A 17140-nucleotide genomic window follows, 5' to 3' on the forward strand; every position below is an offset into this window, starting at 1 on the left:
TGGGATCTGGAATGAGACAGGATTCCCTCTGAATACGTCCGGGAATGCGAGGCATTGTGGCTCAGATGGAATTGCGTCCGCATCAGGCTGAGGCTGTCGATAACGTTGTTCGTATTCTCGGGACTCCGGCTGGTGGCCATATGCCGCCAGAGGGGCTGCGTACGCAGGTAATCGCCGCCACCGGCTCAGGGAAAAGCCTCATCGGCGCGGAGTCCGCACGTCGTCTTTCCGCCCGCCGTGTGCTGGTGGTGGTGCCCACCCTGGACCTGCTCACGCAGACGGCCGGCGCCTGGCGCCGGGCGGGCCGGACGGGCGCGATGATCGGCGTCTGCTCGCTACGAGCGGAGGAAAGTCAGGGCCTGCCCTGCACGACCGACCCGGATGAGCTGGTGGCGTGGATGGAGGGGCTGGAGACCGTGACGGTCTTCGCGACCTACGCGTCGGTGGGCCTGCGGATCCTTCAGCGCGCGCACGCGGCCGGCCTCGGTGTATGGAGCCTGATGGTCGTGGACGAGGCGCACAGGACCAGTGGGGATGGTCTGAAGCCGTGGGCTGCCGTGCACGACCAGGCGCAGCTGCCTGCGGAGCGGCGGTTGTACATGACGGCGACGCCGCGGGTGTGGGAGGCGGAGGGTGAGCGGCCGCGTCTGGTGGCGTCGATGGAGGATGGGTCGCCGGTGTTCGGGCCGGTGGCGTACCGGTTGTCGCTGTCGGAGGCGATCGGGCGGGGCATCGTCGCGCCGTACCAGGTGCTGTGTCTCGATATCCGCGATCCAGAGCTCTATGCGGCGCTGACCACGGAGGCGACCGGCTCTGATGCGGTGCGCGGGGCGCGGCTGGCGGCCGTGCAGAGCGGGTTGATGCGCGCCGCGGCTGAGGAGCGGTTTCGGCGGGTGCTGTCGTTTCACAGCCGGGTGAGCGAAGCCGAAGCGATGGCGGCCGCCGTGCCGGTGACCGCGGGCCGGCTCGCTGAGGACGACCCCGGCACCTACCCGCCTGCGGACCGGGTGTGGGCGGACTGGCTCTACGGCGACCACTCCCCCGGACACCGCCGCCAGGTACTGGACGAATTCGCCTCCGACTTTCTCGGTGGGTCCGGCTTTGAGAGCCGGGATGTGCGGGCGGAATTGCGGGTGCTTTCCTCGGTCCGTGTTTTGGGTGAAGGGGTGGATACGGCCGAGTGTGATGCGGTCCTTTTCGCGGATGCTCGCGGCTCGATGGTCGATATCGTGCAGATGGTCGGGCGTGCCCTGCGGCTGGATCCGGGGCGTGGAAAGCTGGCCACGTTGATCGTTCCGGTATTCCTCGGGCCGGACGAAGATCCCAACGAGCTACTCACCTCTGATGCTTATGGCAGCCTGTCGAAGGTGCTCGGAGCCCTGCGGGCGCACGATGCGGAGACGATCGAGGCTCTCGCCGATCCCCGTGTGCGCAGTGGCAGTTGGCGTCCCGAGGGCGTCGACGGCGACGGGCTGGTGCAGGACGCTGAGGGGGAGGACGGCCAGGAGCAGGACCTGGTTCCGCCGGTGGGGGCCGCGGCGGCGGGAGTGCTGCGGTTCACCGAGGAACGCGACCCTGCCGCCCTCACCCAGTTCGTGCGACTGCGGGTCATCGACCCCGAGGGGGCGTATTGGCGGCGCGGTATCGAGGCGGCCAGGCGGTGGCTGCGCGAGACCGGCAGTACGGAGCTGCGGGTGCCGTTCACGTATGTCACGCCGGAGGACTGGCCGGGCGTGGGCTCGCATCCGCTGGGGGTGTTCGTCGCTGATCAGCGGAAGTACTACGCGGCCGGGGTTCTGGAGGCGTCGAGGGTGGCGGAGCTGGAGGCTCTGGGCATGGTCTGGTCCGTGCATGCATCCGCGTGGGAGGCCGGCCTGGAGGTGGCCCGCTCCTACGCCGACACGCATGGGCACTTCCTGCCGCCGGCGTCCGCGGTGTGGGGCGGGGACGGTTTCCCCATCGGGGTGTGGGCCAAGAACCAGCGTGCAGCGGCCAAGAAGGCGCGTGAGAACGCCGTACGGCGCGCGAACGGGGAAACGGGGGTGTCCAGTGCCGGGGAGCTTTCCCCGGCGCGGATGGATGCGCTGGACGAGATCGATCCTGGGTGGTGCCCGGCGTGGGAGATCGGGTGGCAGAGGTGTTACCGGCTCACCCTCGCCCACGTGAAGGCTGGCGGGGCTCTCCCGGCCGGCACGGGAGAGGTCGTCGTCCAGGGCGAAGACCTGGGGACCTGGATCGCAGGGCAGCGCGCCGGGTGGGATCGGCTGGTTCCGGCCCAGCAGTGGCTCCTGGAATCCCTCGGGATCGACTCCGAGCAGGGGCGGGAGCTCCGGCCGGTGCGGCGGTCCCAGGACGAGATCTGGGAGCAGAACATGGCCGCAGCCCGCCAGTTCCACGCCCGCGAAGGCCACCTACGCGTCCCCCGCCAGCACCGCGAGGAAATCGACGGCAAGCAGCTCGGGCTGGGATCGTTCATCGCCAACGCACGCCGCCGCGCAGCCAAACTCAGCCCTCAACGCAAGGCCGCGCTGGACGCCCTCGGCATGCGCTGGTGAAAGGCGGTCGAGCACGGGCCAAGATGTCACGTGTTGGCTACCACGGGCGGTGGAGTTGTGTGCGTTCTGCGGCGAGCTGGTTGATGAGGTCGGCGTCGTTGGGGGGCAGGGGCCGGCTGAGACGGTGCGAGACGTCGCGGTGGAGGCGTAGCGCGGCGCTGTCCCCGTCAGCGGCGAGAAGAGCTGACCACAGGGGGGTGTCAGGGGCGGTGTCGCTCTCCACGAGCGACAGCAGTTCCACCTTGTCCTCGTGGTCGAGGCGACCCAGCTGGTGCAAGCCGGTCTTCTGCTGGATTTCCGACCAGGTGGTGGTGCGTTGCTCGCGGGCCGCCTTCTTCAACGCACCGCGGACGGCCGGAGCGAGTTTCTGCGCCTTCTCCACGCGGGCCTGGAGGACGGAGCGTTCTTTGGCCTCTGCCTTCTCGGCTGCGCGCCTTTCTGCTCTCTCGGCCCATTCGCGTTCTGCAGTTGCGCGCCGCTCTGCCCTCTCACGGTCCTCGGCTTCGCGCCTGGCGGCCCTCTCCTGCTCCCGGGCCGCTCGCTCCTGCTCCTGAACACGCCGGGCTCGGGCCTCGACGGCAGCGACGATCTCCCTTTCCTCTGCCGAGGCGTCGGGGTCCTTCATCAGCTCAGCGGCCTGCCTGTACAACTCAGGGGCCGGCCGTTCCTGAAGCCGTTCCACGACAGCCCGCCGACGCCGTGCGCGCTCCTCCAGCCAGCGCTCACCGCGGCCCAGGGCGATGCGCAGCCTTGCCGCTTCGTGCGGTTCCTGGTCGGCCTCCAGGAGCCGCCGGATGGTCTCCACTGCGGGCAGGACTCCCCTTGGATGGTCACGCAGGGCGATGTCGAGACGAAGGAGCGCCCGCCGGACGGAATCGGCCTGCCGCGCCACGGACGCGGTGTGGGCGGTGGAGGGGGCTACGGTCACGATCGCCCGCCCCGCCGGAGCGGTCACCTGCTGTACAGCGGGGGCCGGCGCGTGGATGGCGGCGGGCTTGGTCGTGTGGAGCAGGTTCTCGGGGGTCAGGACGGCGTCGACCAGGCTGCCCCAGGTGGTGCCCTCGCCGGGGAGCTCGGTGCCGAATTGCATGGTGCGGCCGCCCTCGGGACGGTCGTCGAAGCGGATCCGGTGGACGTAGCCGCGCTGGGCAAGCACGCCCGGGGCCATGCGTACGCCGGGCCCCAGAATGGTCTCCCACGCCTCGTTGTTCCAGGCGACGGGTCGGTTTCGGTCGAGGTGGACCAGGAGTGACCGTCCGTCCTCCAAGCGGATCACCACAGCGGACCCGCGCGGCTCGGGGTAGGTGAACTCGGCAGCGATGCCGAGCTCACGCAGCCAGGACGCCAAGTGGGCCTTGGCGAAGAGATGGTCGGCGCTGTCCTTACCGCGCTCCTTGCGGCCGCACTGATGGCCTTCCCCGCCGCTTCCGTAGTGGGCGAAGTGGCAGATCTTGTCGGTGCACCGCCTGGTCATGAGCTGACGGCCACACCCGCCCTCGAACATGGTGCCGCACCAGATGGTGACGTCTTCGTGCTCACGCCGGAAAGCATCCAGTTCCTCAGGGGTCTCAGGACACAGAGCTGGCTCGTCAGAGTCCGGGCTGCCGAAGACCGCGGTACGGATGAGGCGCCTGTCCATCCTGCTCCTGTTGCTCCAGGTGAGTGACTTCTCATCATTGTGCTCCCGGGCACTGACAACAGGGCCGCGACGCACAGCAACGCACCACTGTCAGGAGAACGCAGTCGGCCCCTATGGGACGGCGGCGTTGGACGATGCGGCCCCCGAGCCGGGCCCCCGGGGGATGTCATGGCTGATCCCCCCGGGGGCCTGCGGCATCTATATGCCCTGCCAGGACGCGAGCGGATTCCCTCGCTGACCGGTGACTCGATCGGCCTCCTCACCCTGATCCTGATCACCGCGTGTCATGGGCTCGGTGCGGGTCCGGGTGCCGCTGGTCGCGCGGCTAGGCCGGTACTCGTGTAGCGGCCCGCACCAGCCTGCCTCGGATAGGGCGCGTCGTGTCAATGTTCCTGCTCCGCTGCGGGCTTGCGCCGCTAACACCTGACTCGATCACAGTGCGTGCCAAGGATTCTCCTGCTTTGGCACTGTCCAACCGCTGCTTGAACGCACCAGTGGGTGAAGCCTCCGTCTCTGGCCCGCCTTGTCTTTGTGGAGTTCCGACGTGACCGCGCCCCTCATCCCTGACAGCCTCAGCCCCACCGCGCTCGCAGGCCTGGCAGTACTCCCCGTGTGGGTCGTGCTTGCCCTCGCGCTGCCTCGAGTGCTCACTGCGGTGAGCCAGAGCGTGAGCGAGGCCCTCGCGGCTTTCTCCCGCTTTCGTACGGAGTCGATGCGGCGCCGGCACGAAGACCGTCTTCTCAGTCAAGTCACCGGGGCGGCAGAAGGCTTGGGCCACCTCGAACGCGTACGCAAGGCCACCCCACCCCCCACCGACGCACCGGCCGTCGAGACGGCGGCGCGGACGGATCCGCCGCCCGGATCACCTCCATGACCGCAGCCGGTCCTGGGCGCCTGGGCGGACAGGCGGACAGTGGCTGCGCGTCGCGTTTGTAGGTCCGTATGGCCGGAGCAGGGGCCTGGCTCGTGGTGGAGGCCCGTCGCCATCCGACAGCTGGCGACGCTCTTGTCGCGTGGGAACAGCGGGAACAAGCCGATGATCTTCTCGGCCCTTTGTTTACGTTCGGTCCAGGGCATGTGGAGCGCAGAGCGGCTCGTGTTGTTGCGCCTTTTGATCGTTTTCGCGCGAGAGCGGGTCCTGGTGACGTGTGCTCAGGAGCCTGATCTGGCTGGTGAGTTCGTTCTCACTGCTGATCTGCGCGCGTAGAGGAGAGGTGCGGTATGTGTCTCGGAATTGACGCCTGTGGATGCCGCTACGATGGTTCCCACTCCTTCCCATCGAGGGGCCCGGCCGACTCCGCGCGGGTCGACCGAACCCGGGAAAGGAGGACGACCATGTCGGTCGAAAGCTCGCCCCCCGCGGGCGAGAAGGAGCCCGGCAAGAAGCGTTACCGCCGGCGGCTTACCCGACTGGCGCTGAAGGCGGCCATTGCGGCTGCAGTTCGCGCGCTGTTCGAGTGGCTCTGGCCGTAACGAAAACGGTCCCGGCTGCGCCAACAGCCGAGACCGCTTCTGGTCGGACAAGGTGCCGTGTGCTCGAACCGTGGCAGGGGAGGGCACGCGGCATCTTGGTTTTCTGCAACAGATGAGTACCCCCGGCCAGGGGGCGCATCCGAGCTTTTGGTTCCATGTGCAGGGTTGCACATGGCTCCCAGCATGGGGAGTCAGCGCTCTCATGCCAACCATCTTTTGCATCTCAACAGTACCCAACTGAGGCTCCCGCCTACAATCAGGCTGCGGTATTACGCCTCACGCAGAGCCGCCTCACAAGGCAGCATGGTGAGCCTCCATGCACTTAAGCAGTTCCACGATTGGTCAGGATGCCATGGCACGGGGTGTCACAGGCTTCGACGGCGCGGCCCTGAAGTCCGCCCGTTTAGAGGCTAAATGCGAGGAGCACGGCCATACGCTGACCGCTGCCTGCCTGGCACGCAGCGTCGGCACGTCCAAGGCACTGATTCTCAGCTACGAGAACGGCCGCAGCAGTCCCTCCCCGGTGCGCCTTGCGCAGCTCGCCGCCTCTGTAAAAGTGCCGGCCACCGCTCTGCTGACCAGCGACATCCAGCTCTGCGACCTGCGGGTGGCGCGCGGGCTGACCATGAGCGAGGTTGCGTCCAGGCTTGGGGTCGCAGTGAACACCTATCGCCGGATCGAGCTCGACGGAGCCCTGCCCAAACGGCGTGCCGGGATCATCTGGGACCTGGCGGGGGTCTTCCACGTGGATCACACCAGGCTCCACAGCGCTTTCAGGCGCATCCCCGCAGTCGAGACACGTCTGAGGCTCGCCACCTCTCTGCTGAGTGACGTGGTGGCGCAGGCGCTCAAGCCGGGGGCCTTCGCACCGGTCGAGGACACAACGGCCGAAGCGCACGGCCTGGCCATCCTGTTCCGGTCCAGGCCGACGGTCGTGAGCCGACTGCTGAACATCCATCTGTCGGACCTTCGCCAGATCGCTTCCCAACGGGCCCAAGTCCAGGCACGACTGGACTTCTCAACAGCCAGCCACCGGTTCAACCAGCACTACGAGCGGGAGTTGCACAACCTGCAGGGCGAGATGGACAGGATCCAGCGGCAGGGGCCTGAACTCCTGGAGCAGTACCTGACTAACCCCATGTCCCAGCAGTGCTGGCAGACCCTCGTGCAGCTCTACACCGCAGGACCGATGGGGATGGAGCCTCAGCAGTTGGAGGCCTCGACCGTCGCCTCGCTTGAGAAGATCTTCGACTACTACCTCATCGAGAGAACGCTGAGCAGCGTCACTCTCTCCGCAGGCGGCGTCCTCTTCTTCGTCGACACGCTGCCCTACTACCGGGCCATCTATCCCATCCAAGGGGCTATCCGCCCCGACATGCAGCACTACGGCTGGCTTCCCTCATCCTTTCCGCGGGCTTCGATGCTCCGCCGGCACCTGCGTACCGCGCACGTCCTGGGACACGACCCGTACTTCTTCTGGAACGACAGCCGCCTGACCAACCGCCGCTGAGCGACCACAGACACACGACACGGACCTCCGCGTTCAAGCTCTGCTACCCGATGCCGTCCGGTGGTGGCAGGAGCGGCCCCGGGCGCAAGACCGGTCGGCGTTACGGGTGGGAATGACCCGGTTGCGGGCGCTGGAGGTCGGGGTGGCTGATGGTGCTGGCGTAGCGGTGGGCGGTGCGGGTGCTGATGCCGAACAGGTCCCCGAGTCGTTTGGCGTCGCCTTCGGTGGCGAGGGCTTCGTGGAGCAGGCGGTCGTTGCGCAGGGAGCGGCAGGTCAGGTGGGGGCCGAGGTGCAGGTTGATCCATCGGTGGCCGACGTGCGTGGTGGTGTTGGCGCTGCGGAAGTGTACGAACAGGTGCGGGTTGGCGGTGTCGGGCCAGTGCCGGCGGCGATGCTCGAGGTAGGAGGCCAGGCGATCGCGGACCGGGTCGGCGAGGGTGATCGTGCGGCCGTCGACGTCGAGGCGGGCGCCGTGCAGGTGGGTGAGCTGGAGGTGTTGCAGCTGGTGTGCGGACAGAGCGTGGAAGGCGATCAGGGCGCACAGCAGGGCCTGGGCAGGGTCGGTTGAGGTGAGGGCGTGGCGGACGTGGTCCACGCGCAGCGGCATCGGGATGGTGGGGTCCGGGTGAGCGGTCTTGATCTTGCTGGCGGGGTTGGTGAAGACGCGGCGGTGGGCTTTGAGGACACGGAAGAGCGAGCGCAGACCCTGGCCCATCTGAGTGCGTGCGGCACCGGCTGCGGGGAGCACGGCACGGACGTCGGCGGGGGTGATCTCACGCAGGGACGTCTTTCCCTGGGCGGCCCACTGGGTGAGGGCGGGCAGGGCCCAGCGCAGGTGGAGTCGGGTGGTGGTCTCGGAGCGGGGCCGGCGCCGCGGCATGGTGGCGTGGCCGTCTCGCATGACGGCGTACCAGGCCCACACCTCACCGGCCATCGCGGCGGGCAGGTGGGTGATGCGTGAGGCGGCCCAGGCGGTGAGGGTGGGAACACGGTCGTCGTCGGCCAGGAGGCCGGCCGCCTCGAGGACGTCCGTGACGTGCGCGTGGGGCAGGTTCGCCTCCGTCAGAACCGCGAGGTCGTCGGCGGTGACGGCCGCGCCGGGAGCGGTGAGGAAGCCGAGAATGATGGTGACGCCGGTCCTCACGCGCCAGGTCAGATCCCGGCTCCACCCGTGGCGGGCGGCCCGCTCGATGGTGAACCGGTCCACCCAGGCGGCCAGGTGAGGGTCGGCGCGCTCGGCCAGGCCCCGGAAGCCGCCGCGGCGGCTGAGGGTGCGGGCGGCGGTGAAGAGCAACAACTGGCGGTACGCCGGCGGCGGTGCCGGGAGGGGGCGAGAGGGAGCGGGCGCGGTCATCGCAGCGCCGCGGTGGCGGCTGGAGAACAGATCAGCGATGAACAGCTGCTGCCCACTGCGCGCGACCTCGCTGTAGGGGGTGCGCGCGTGCGGGCTGCGGATCAAGGCGGTCTGCTTGCGGCACAGCCGGCACACCCCGTCGGCGTCCAGGACCGCCGTATGCGCGCACACCGCGCAGGGGCCGATACGGGTGTATTTGCGGCACCAGGAAGCGCAGCCCTTGCACCGCCAGCCCAGATTCCGTGTCGCACCCCAGGCCAGGCAGCCGGTACACGAATCCGGCGGCGGGATCGCGCCCGGGTGGCAGCGCATGCACAGCCCCGCAGCCCAGAACAGACGGGACGACCCGCAGCGCAGACACGGCGGCGCCGCCACCGGCCCGCCCGGCCAGCACGTGAAACAGAACTCCACCCGCGCCATCGCCGGCGGCCGCACCCCACACACCCCGCACCTCGCCCTGGCACGCGCCGGACCTTTCACAGCGGCGGCACCAGACGCGTCCGGGAGAGCCCTGCGGCCGCGGGCAGAAAAGGCGGCGCGGCCGGCTGGTGGCCGGCCGCAGGAGCGAAGTGAGGCGGCGGGGCGGGTTCCTCCGGCACCAGCAGATCCGACGGCCGGCAGGCCAGCACCGCGCAGAAGACATCCAGATCCTCAAGGCGGACCGTCAGGGGCCTGCCCGACCACAGATGGGACATCTTGCCCGCGCTGACCCTCAGCCCCTGGCCGGCCAGCCGGCGGCGCATCTCCGCGGCCGTGACAATCCCCCGCTCGACAGCCCGCGCCCTCAGCTCCCAGCGCATCAGCCGCCCACCCCCAGACGAGAAGCCACCCGCGCGTTCGCCCGCACCCACGCCTGCTCGATGTGCTCGCTGCGCACATGGACGTAGCGGGTCGTCGTCACCAGCCACTCATGCCCGAGCAACTCCTGGATCGCCTTGAGATCCACCCCCCGCTCATACAGCGACGACGCACAGAAATGGCGCAGCGTGTGCGGGGTCAACCGGCCCGCCCACGCGGGCAGATGATGCAGCACAGCCCCCGCCAGTGCCGCACGCAGACTCGACGCCGCCACCCGGGACGGCCGGCCGTCCGGCCGGCGCCGCTCACTCGGAAACAACGGGGCACCCGCCGCACCCAGATCGTCACCGAACCGCGGACGCAGCTCCGTCAGCCACCACTGCAGCAGCACATCCACCCCATCGATACCCGGCACCAGCCGAGCCCGGGGCCCCCGCCCCATGCTGCCCTTGCCGAACCGCACATGCAGCTTCCCGAACCCGCCCAACTCCGGCCGCCAGTCCGCCACATCCAGCATCACCGACTCATTGATCCGCAGGCCCGCCCGCCGCCACAACGACGCCACCACATAATTACGGGCCGCCGGCAGATACTTCCGCGCACCCGCCACCTGCCCCCGCCAGCCGTCGAACAAGCCCGCCACCTCCGCCACCGACGGCGGAACCCGGACCATCCCGTAATCGGTGTGCCGGGGCCGGTTGAACTCATCAACCGGCTGCACCACCACCCACCCCGTACGGGCATACACCTCCTGCTGACAGCGGGCCAGCACAAAGCCGTAGAACCGGGCGACCGTGTTGGCCCGGTCATACACCGTCGCCCGCGCCAACCCCCGCACCCCACGCAAATACACCAGCCAGCCATCCACCACCGCCGGCCGCACCGTCCACAAGCCTGCGCCCACAAAGGCAGCGAACTCCATGAGGACCTGACGGTCCTCCGCCAGCGACCGATCCGAAACCCCCGCCCCCGCCCCCGCGAGGACGAACCGGTCCACCAACTCCCCATCCAACCCACCCGGGCCCGACCGCCCACCGGTCCCTGGCCCGGACGACTGCACCACCCGCAACACCACACCCACCCCCCGACCTCGCCACACCCCCTCCGGGATACCCCGCACCCATCAGGAATCCCGACGCCCACCGACCAAACCAACCGACCGAGCGAACCCAAAACTCCCAGACCAACACACCAACCAGCCACCACACCACCACCCACCAACCCAGCACCTTTCGCACACGAGGTACGTGATGCTCTTTCGGCGGTGGCGGGTGGACCCGCAAGAGGACGCAGGAGGCGTCACCGTGTTCGTCGCGGTGTGCGTCCTGGCGTTGATCGGCATCATCGGCGTCGCCGTGGACGGCGGCGGCAAGATGCGCGCCATCCAGCGCGCCGACCACATCGCCGGGGAAGCCGCCCGGGCGGGCGGGCAGGCCATCGACCCCGCCGAAGCCATCCGTGGCAACGCGATCGTCGTGGACCCGCAGGACGCGGCGGCCGCCGCCCAGGCCTATCTGCGATCCGCCGGCGCAACCGGCACCGTCAGCGTCTTAGGCGACGGCACGACCCTCAGCGTCCTTGTCACCGGCTCCTACGACACGACGTTCCTGGCAGCGCTCGGCATCGACTCCCTGCCCGTGACCGGCCACGGCAAGGCGAGCCTCCTGCACGGCGTCACCGCTCCCGAAGGAAGCTGATGCACACCACCACCCGCTCCCCCGCCGCAGCGGCAGGCCACACCCTGGGCCGTGTCATCAAAGCCGGCTCGAGCCTTGCCGCCCTGACGGCCTCGGTCGCGGGGCTGCCGCTGCTGCTGGCCTGGGCCACCCCGGTCATCTGGACGGCAACCCACGACGACCTCACCCACCTGCTGGACCGTCAGGACACCGGCAGCGTCTTCCTGCTGCTGCTCGTCTGCACCGGTTGGATCGGGTGGGCGCAGTTCAGCTACTGCACCGTCCGCGAACTGATCGCGCAGCTGCGAGGGCACACCTGGCACGCCCCGCGAGGCCTGGGTGCCTCGCAGCGAGCCGCTGCCCTGCTCGTGGGCAGCATCCTGGTGCTGCTGCCCACCAGCTCGGCGATCGCCTCCGACGCCCAGGCCGCACCCGCATCCACCACCGCACGCATCCCCACGGCCCACGATGACTCGCAGGAGAGCGGCCCCACCGGCCAGACGTCACCCGCATCCCCCGCAAACACCCCTGCCTCGCCTACGTACACAGTGCGCGAGATGCGGCCGGCACAAAGCCTGTGGGCCATCGCCGAACACGCGTTGGGGGACGGCGAGCGATGGCGGGAGATCGCCGACCTCAACGAGGGACGGACCATGACCGACGGCACCGTCTTTCACGCCAACAGCTTTCTGCAGCCCGGCTGGCAACTGCACATGCCCGCGACCGCTATGGCCGCACAAGGTGCCCGTACCCAGCTGGGCGAGCGCGCCCCGGCCGGCGACGAGCAGAAGGGCCAGCACGTCGTCACCGTCCAACCCGGCGACTACCTGTCGAAGATCGCAGAAGCAGAACTCGGCGACGGCGACGACTGGCCGCAGTTGTTCCAGGCAAGCCGGGGCACGCCGCAGCCGCACGGACTGCCCGAGATCACCGACCCCGACGTCATCCACCCCGGACAGCAGGTCACCGTGCCCGGTACCCACTCCGACCAGCCGTCCCACGACCACGACCAGGACCAGGACCAGGACCAGGACCATGGTGAGGAGTCCGGCAGCCAGGAGACCATTGCCCCGGGCGCCCAGAACCCGGACGACACGCAGACTCCGGGCGCCAGCAACGAGGGTGCGCCAGCGCCCGCCCCCAGCCGGACGGCGCCCGCACCGCGGACGTCGGCGCCCGGCGTGCCGTCCCGTCGCCCGGCCGACCAGCCCGGGCAGGATCAGTCCTCACCGTCCGCTGCCGCGTCCGCGACACCCGGGCCCAGCGCGGGCACGTCGGCTTCTGGTGCCACACCGTCGGCGCCGGCCGTGCCGTCGGGCTCCGCTGCATCCTCCCCCGCCGCCACGACGCCCAAGCCCCCACCGGCAGCTTCGGCCGACAGTCCGCTGAACCTGCGCACCGTCCTCGGTGCCGGCGCGCTGCTCGCCGCCGCCATCACCGGGGCCCTCGCGCTGCGCAGGACCCTGCAGCGGCGCCGCCGCATGCCTGGCGAGAAGATCGCCATTGCGTCGCAGCCGTCCACGGCAGAGGCACAGATGGCGGCGGCCGCCGAGCCAGGCGGGGCGCTCCGCCTGGACGTGGCGCTGCGGACCCTGGCCCACCAGACGGCTCAGGAAGGCGACGCCGGAGCCGTGCCGCCGCTGCGGGCCGCCCGGATCGGGGCCCGCACGGTGCAGGTGCTGCCCGAGGACCTGGCCCACAGGCCGCAGGCGCCGTTCGTCTGCGGGGAGGACGCCTGGTGGGTTCTGCCCTCCGATGCGGTCCTCCTGGACGAGGAGGCTTCCCGCGACGTGCCCGCACCGTATCCGGGGCTGGTCACGATCGGCAGCACCGAGGCGGGTGACCTGCTGCTGGTCAACCTCCCCCAGTTGCCCGCGCTGCTGCTGGACGGCAACCCGCTCCACATCACCGAGGTGTGCACCTCGCTCGCCCTGGAGCTCGCCATGAGCCCCTGGGCGAGCGATGTCGAGGTCGTCACCGTCGGGTTCGGCGAGGACCTGCCACAACTGCTGCCCACCACTCGGATCACCCACATGCGGCAGGCCGCGCACGCGCTGCGTGATCTGAGCGAACGGCTGCTGGAGGCGCACCAGATCCCCGAAACCCGGCATCAGCCCTACCTGCTGCTGTGCACGTCCGTCCTGGACGAGGACACGGCCTGGCAGTTCGCCGACGTGATCTCCCGGGCCGGGGCGGTGCCCGTCACCCTGATCGCCCCCGCGACGACGGTGGCCGCTCGTTTCCCCGAGGCGGAGATCCTCAACGCCTCTCTCAGCGAGCCGCAGCCCCTCGAGTGCGCCGGCACCGACATCACGGTGCAGCGCCTGGAGCACGCCGCCTACCTTCAGATCACCACCGCGTTGAAGATGTCCGGGCAGCCGCCCCACCCGGCCGGCGGCCCCTGGCAAGACGTCCCCGACGAGCACGACACGCAACAGCCCAAGCACCCGTCGCCGCAGAAGTCCGCGCCCGCGACCACTGCCTCCTCGATCCCCTCACCGGCAACGGCAACGGCAACGGCAACGGCAACGGATGTGAGCAGCGGCATCTTCCCGGCCGTGCTGGCCGCCGGCACCGATCCGTCCGAGCTTCGGTTCCTCTCCCCCACCCCCACGCCGTCGACCCGGCACGACGAAACCGGACCGGGCGCCGAAGCAGCGGTGCCTGCCTCCCCGGCGGCCACCGGGGAGGGCGCCGGCACGGCACAAACCGCGGTAGCCGACCTCCCGGGGGCGGTCCTCGAAGAGCCCGCGGCGCCGCAAGGAGACGAGAGCGAAGCACGAGACCTGCACGCCCCGCAGATCCGGGTGCTGGGGCCGGTCGAGGTGACGGGGGTGGACAGCACCGGGCACGGCCCCAAAATGGCGCAGCTGGCCGCCCTGCTGTACTTCCGGCCCGGGCGCAGCGCGGACGTGCTGTGTGCCGACATGGATCCCGTCAGCCCATGGTCGACCAGCACCCTCAATGCCCGCATGCAGGGCCTGCGCAGCTGCCTGGGCAGCGACCCGGCCGGCAACCTCTACGTTCCGCGTCGCAAGGCGCGCGAAGACCCCTACCGGCTGGCCCCCGGCGTCCGCTGCGACTGGACCCGCTTCCTCCGACTCGTCGAAGGCGCCCTGCCGCAGGGCCCAGCCGGCCTGACCGACCTGGAGAAGGCACTGACACTGGTGCGTGGCAAGCCCTTCGGCGGCCGGCCACTGCCCTGGGCCGAGCCCCACGCCCAGGAAATGATCACGCGGATCATCGACGTCGCCCACACCATCGCCACCCATCGCATCCCCCCAGGCCCCCACCACGACCTGGCCGCCGCCCGCCGAGCCATCACCACCGGCCTCGACGCCGACCCCACCGCCGAACTCCTCTACCGCGACTGGATGCGCCTGGAAGCCGCCCACAACAACCGCACCGGCCTGCACACCGCCATCACCCGCATCCAGCAGGTCAACCGGGACCTGGACTGCTCACTGGAGTTGGAGACCTCCCAGCTCATCGACCACCTCCTCAACCACCCGAACACAGCAGAAAACACGACCCATTAGGGCGTGTGCCGGGCATGCTGCAGGCCGGCTCACGCGAGTGCGCGGGGGCGGGGGCGGGCTGTGAACGCTCCCCGCCTCGTCGCCCCTCGCCCGCGTCGGGGCCCACTTCGACGGCCCACCTCGTAGAACATCTGGAAGTCCGCGCCACAGGAACGGCCCGACCGATCCGCGGAACGCCACCCACGGCTTCGGGTCACGGGCGCGGGAAGCGGGCGCGCACGGCGTTGATGCAGGTGTCCCGGGAGGTGGGTCCGCCGAATCGAAGGCGGTCATAGCCCGTGAACGCCGGCTCCAGGGTGTCGAGTTCGTCGACAAGAGCGTGCAGCCGCTTCGACCATTGCACTGAACCGGCATCCGGCTCGTTCACTGCGGCACCGATCGCGGTCGTCAGGGAATCCTTACGCTGAATGGTGGCGGGGGTCACGGAGTGCAGGCACACGTACTGTCCGCTGAGATACGCATTCCACTCCGCCTTCCCCGTCATCGGGTCGGCCCAGTGAGCGGTGAACCATGCTTCGAGCAGGTCTACGCCGCCGGCCTCGTCGGCGAGAGCGAACAGGTCGGCCGGTACCATCTCAGCACCGTCGGAGCGCAGATATCCCGGAAGCGGCAGACGCTGCTCGAGCATCAGCCGGCGGACCGTATCGGCTTCGCGGCCATGGACTGCGCACAGTTCCTCCAGGGCAACGAACTGTGCGCTGACGTACACGTCATCCGCGTCGGTCATCGGATGGCCGCCGTTGACCTCGCTGAACCGCTCGGCGAGCTGCTGCTTCAGGTCCGTCTCCGACACAGGGGGCCTCCGGCGTCATCGGCGCGGGCGTCTCCCGCACAGGGGTTCTGCACGCTACAAGCCGGACGGTTCGGCACCCACCGAACAATCGATGAAACCACGAAGAACCAGGGCACCTCGCTCTCACCTGCGCCCGCCGAACCACGATCCTCGGCATTGACCGGGCGATACGCAGCACCCCACCATGCGAGCCGACCAATCAGTGCTCACAGCCGTGCGCTACCGCACCCGCGTGTTGGGCCAGGCGCCACTGTTCTTGGCTTCGCTGCCGGGGTGCAGGGGTTGAAGCCGACGGTGGTCAGCCTGCCCGCGAGGACCGTTCGTACCAGCGCATGATGACCTTCAAGCCGGGCGGGTGCGTCAGGCGGGGTGTTCTGCCGTGGCTGGCCAGACCCCCCGTTCACAGAGGTGAAGGACGAGGGCCGCGATGTTCCAGGCGTCGTCCTCGCCCCGGTGGTGACGGCCTTCGAGCCGCTGCCCGGCGATCCCCAGGGCCTGCGCCATACCGGGGCGCTTGCGCAGACCATACGCCTCGGTGAAGACAGCCTTGGCGTTGGTGTGGCAGCGGCCGAAAGGGTAGGGCGTCCGTGTGGCCTGACACTGCCGTGTGAACTGGTGGCGGTCATAGTCGCCCCAACTCACCCACGGCCGGGCGCCCGCGTGGTGCTCGGCCGCCAGCAGCCGGCACGCCTCGGCGAAAGTGACCCCCTGATCGACTTCCTGCTGAGTGAGACCGGTCAGCTCCGTGCAGAACTCACTGACCATGGACCGGGCGGGCCTCACCAGGATCCCGTGCCGGGCGAGGCGCTCACCGGCGGCCAGGTCGACGACAGTCAGCCCGATCTCGATGATTTCGCTGACCTCGCCACGCGGCTGGCCCCCAGCCCAACACGTCGCTTCGACGTCCACGACGTTGACGAGGCCCTCGGCCCAGGCGCTGTCCATGGCAGGCAGCGTAAGGAGGCGCAACAGGCTGGAGCACGTCATTTTCGACCCCGCCCTGACGCGGACCCGCCCCACACCGCCACAAGCAAAAACCTGGCACGACCTCGCCAAAGGAGCCAGATCAAGTTCGTCCGCCATGGAGCCGCTTTCGGCGGCACCGCGCCAGGAGAACTCGCCGTGCAGGTGGTGGGCGAGCCGGCCGACGGCAAACACGAAGACGAGGTCCAGCGGCGCGGCGCTGCGGCGCACGGAGGCGAGCCACGCGCTGCTCATGCCGGTACGCCGCTACGGAGTCCGGGGCGGCTCTGCACGATTCTCACGATCCAGGCCCCCCAGCACGACGCGCAGACTCTGGGTCTACTCCCCTGGCCTGGCGGCGGGCAACCGGGCAGGGTCATGCCGCGGAAGCGTGGTGGAAGAGGGCGATGACCAGGAAGGCGACCGCGCCCGCCGCAATGCTGTCGCAAGATCGCTCACCGGCCGGGCCTCTCCGGGCGCCAGCGGGAAGAGGCCGTGCTCATGGGCACGGCGGGGTCCTGACCGCTCGGACCGCCTCGGCCAAAGACTCCGATGCGTGGCGGCTTCGTCGAGCGCCTCTGGGCACGTGGCGTCGTGCATCGGCCGGGCCCTTGCCAGGAACCGAAAACCGGTGGCCGTGATGTCAGTGTCGACGCCGCGGCGGCCGGTCGGGCACAGGTGCCGCGCCATCAAGCCGCAGCCCTCCAGCCGGCTGACCCAGCGCGTGGTGGACCGGACGCCAAGCCGTCCGGGCCGAAGGGAATGATCGCCGCCTGACGGCCTCTTGCCACGACACGCCGTAGGTCCCCCGAAGGAACTACCCGACAAGTCGACCACCAG

Annotated in this window: 11 protein-coding genes; 5 read left to right on the forward strand and 6 right to left on the reverse strand. The window is 69.7% G+C overall.

Annotation, left to right across the window (positions count from 1 at the left end; genetic code table 11):
* Window positions 1-65 precede the first annotated feature (65 nt).
* Window positions 66-2555 carry a DEAD/DEAH box helicase gene (locus F8R89_RS00005; RefSeq protein ID WP_225994248.1) on the forward strand — a complete coding sequence of 830 codons (2490 nt, stop codon included), beginning with the start codon at window positions 66-68 and terminating at the stop codon, window positions 2553-2555.
* Window positions 2556-2592: 37 nt separating this feature from the next.
* Here the strand turns inward: F8R89_RS00005 and F8R89_RS00010 are convergent, their stop codons facing one another.
* Window positions 2593-4194, reverse strand: a complete 1602-nt coding sequence (locus F8R89_RS00010) for a hypothetical protein (RefSeq protein ID WP_151781997.1) — start codon at window positions 4192-4194, stop codon at window positions 2593-2595.
* Window positions 4195-5529: 1335 nt separating this feature from the next.
* Between F8R89_RS00010 and F8R89_RS36030 the strand changes: the two genes are divergently transcribed.
* Both F8R89_RS36030 and F8R89_RS00015 read left to right on the forward strand, forming a co-directional pair.
* Window positions 5530-5667 (forward strand): hypothetical protein, encoded by a 138-nt coding sequence (locus tag F8R89_RS36030; protein ID WP_192805992.1) that lies wholly within the window; start codon window positions 5530-5532, stop codon window positions 5665-5667.
* Between the two features lie 316 nt (window positions 5668-5983).
* Window positions 5984-7177, forward strand: coding sequence for a helix-turn-helix transcriptional regulator (locus F8R89_RS00015; protein WP_151781998.1), 1194 nt, complete (start codon window positions 5984-5986; stop codon window positions 7175-7177).
* A 100-nt stretch (window positions 7178-7277) separates the two neighbouring features.
* Here the strand turns inward: F8R89_RS00015 and F8R89_RS00020 are convergent, their stop codons facing one another.
* The 3 genes from F8R89_RS00020 to F8R89_RS00030 all read right to left on the reverse strand — a co-directional run bounded on the left by F8R89_RS00020 (window position 7278) and on the right by F8R89_RS00030 (window position 10326).
* Entirely contained in the window at window positions 7278-8702 is a 1425-nt protein-coding gene (locus tag F8R89_RS00020) for a hypothetical protein (protein ID WP_151781999.1), read from the reverse strand.
* 305 nt (window positions 8703-9007) lie between these two features.
* Window positions 9008-9331, reverse strand: a complete 324-nt coding sequence (locus tag F8R89_RS00025; protein WP_151782000.1) for a helix-turn-helix domain-containing protein — start codon at window positions 9329-9331, stop codon at window positions 9008-9010.
* On the reverse strand, window positions 9331-10326 hold the full coding sequence (locus F8R89_RS00030) for a tyrosine-type recombinase/integrase (RefSeq protein WP_225994249.1): 996 nt from the start codon (window positions 10324-10326) through the stop codon (window positions 9331-9333). Before F8R89_RS00030 ends, F8R89_RS00025 begins: the two co-directional genes overlap by 1 nt.
* 253 nt (window positions 10327-10579) lie before the next feature.
* Here F8R89_RS00030 and F8R89_RS00035 point away from each other — a divergent pair, with 253 nt between their 5' ends.
* A complete protein-coding gene (locus F8R89_RS00035; RefSeq protein ID WP_151782001.1) occupies window positions 10580-11026 on the forward strand; it encodes a TadE/TadG family type IV pilus assembly protein in 447 nt (148 codons plus the stop codon).
* Entirely contained in the window at window positions 11026-14544 is a 3519-nt protein-coding gene (locus F8R89_RS00040; protein ID WP_151782002.1) for a LysM peptidoglycan-binding domain-containing protein, read from the forward strand. Before F8R89_RS00035 ends, F8R89_RS00040 begins: the two co-directional genes overlap by 1 nt.
* 193 nt (window positions 14545-14737) lie before the next feature.
* On the opposite strand, the gene F8R89_RS00045 is transcribed toward F8R89_RS00040, so the two are convergent.
* Together F8R89_RS00045 and F8R89_RS00050 are read right to left on the reverse strand one after the other, a co-directional pair.
* Window positions 14738-15337 carry a DUF6058 family natural product biosynthesis protein gene (locus F8R89_RS00045; RefSeq protein ID WP_151782003.1) on the reverse strand — a complete coding sequence of 200 codons (600 nt, stop codon included), beginning with the start codon at window positions 15335-15337 and terminating at the stop codon, window positions 14738-14740.
* Between the two features lie 360 nt (window positions 15338-15697).
* Window positions 15698-16282: a 3'-5' exonuclease gene (locus F8R89_RS00050; RefSeq protein WP_151782134.1), complete on the reverse strand. Its 585-nt coding sequence runs from the start codon at window positions 16280-16282 to the stop codon at window positions 15698-15700.
* Between the last annotated feature and the right edge of the window lie 858 nt (window positions 16283-17140).

Source organism: Streptomyces sp. SS1-1, assembly GCF_008973465.1.
Taxonomy (GTDB): domain Bacteria; phylum Actinomycetota; class Actinomycetes; order Streptomycetales; family Streptomycetaceae; genus Streptomyces.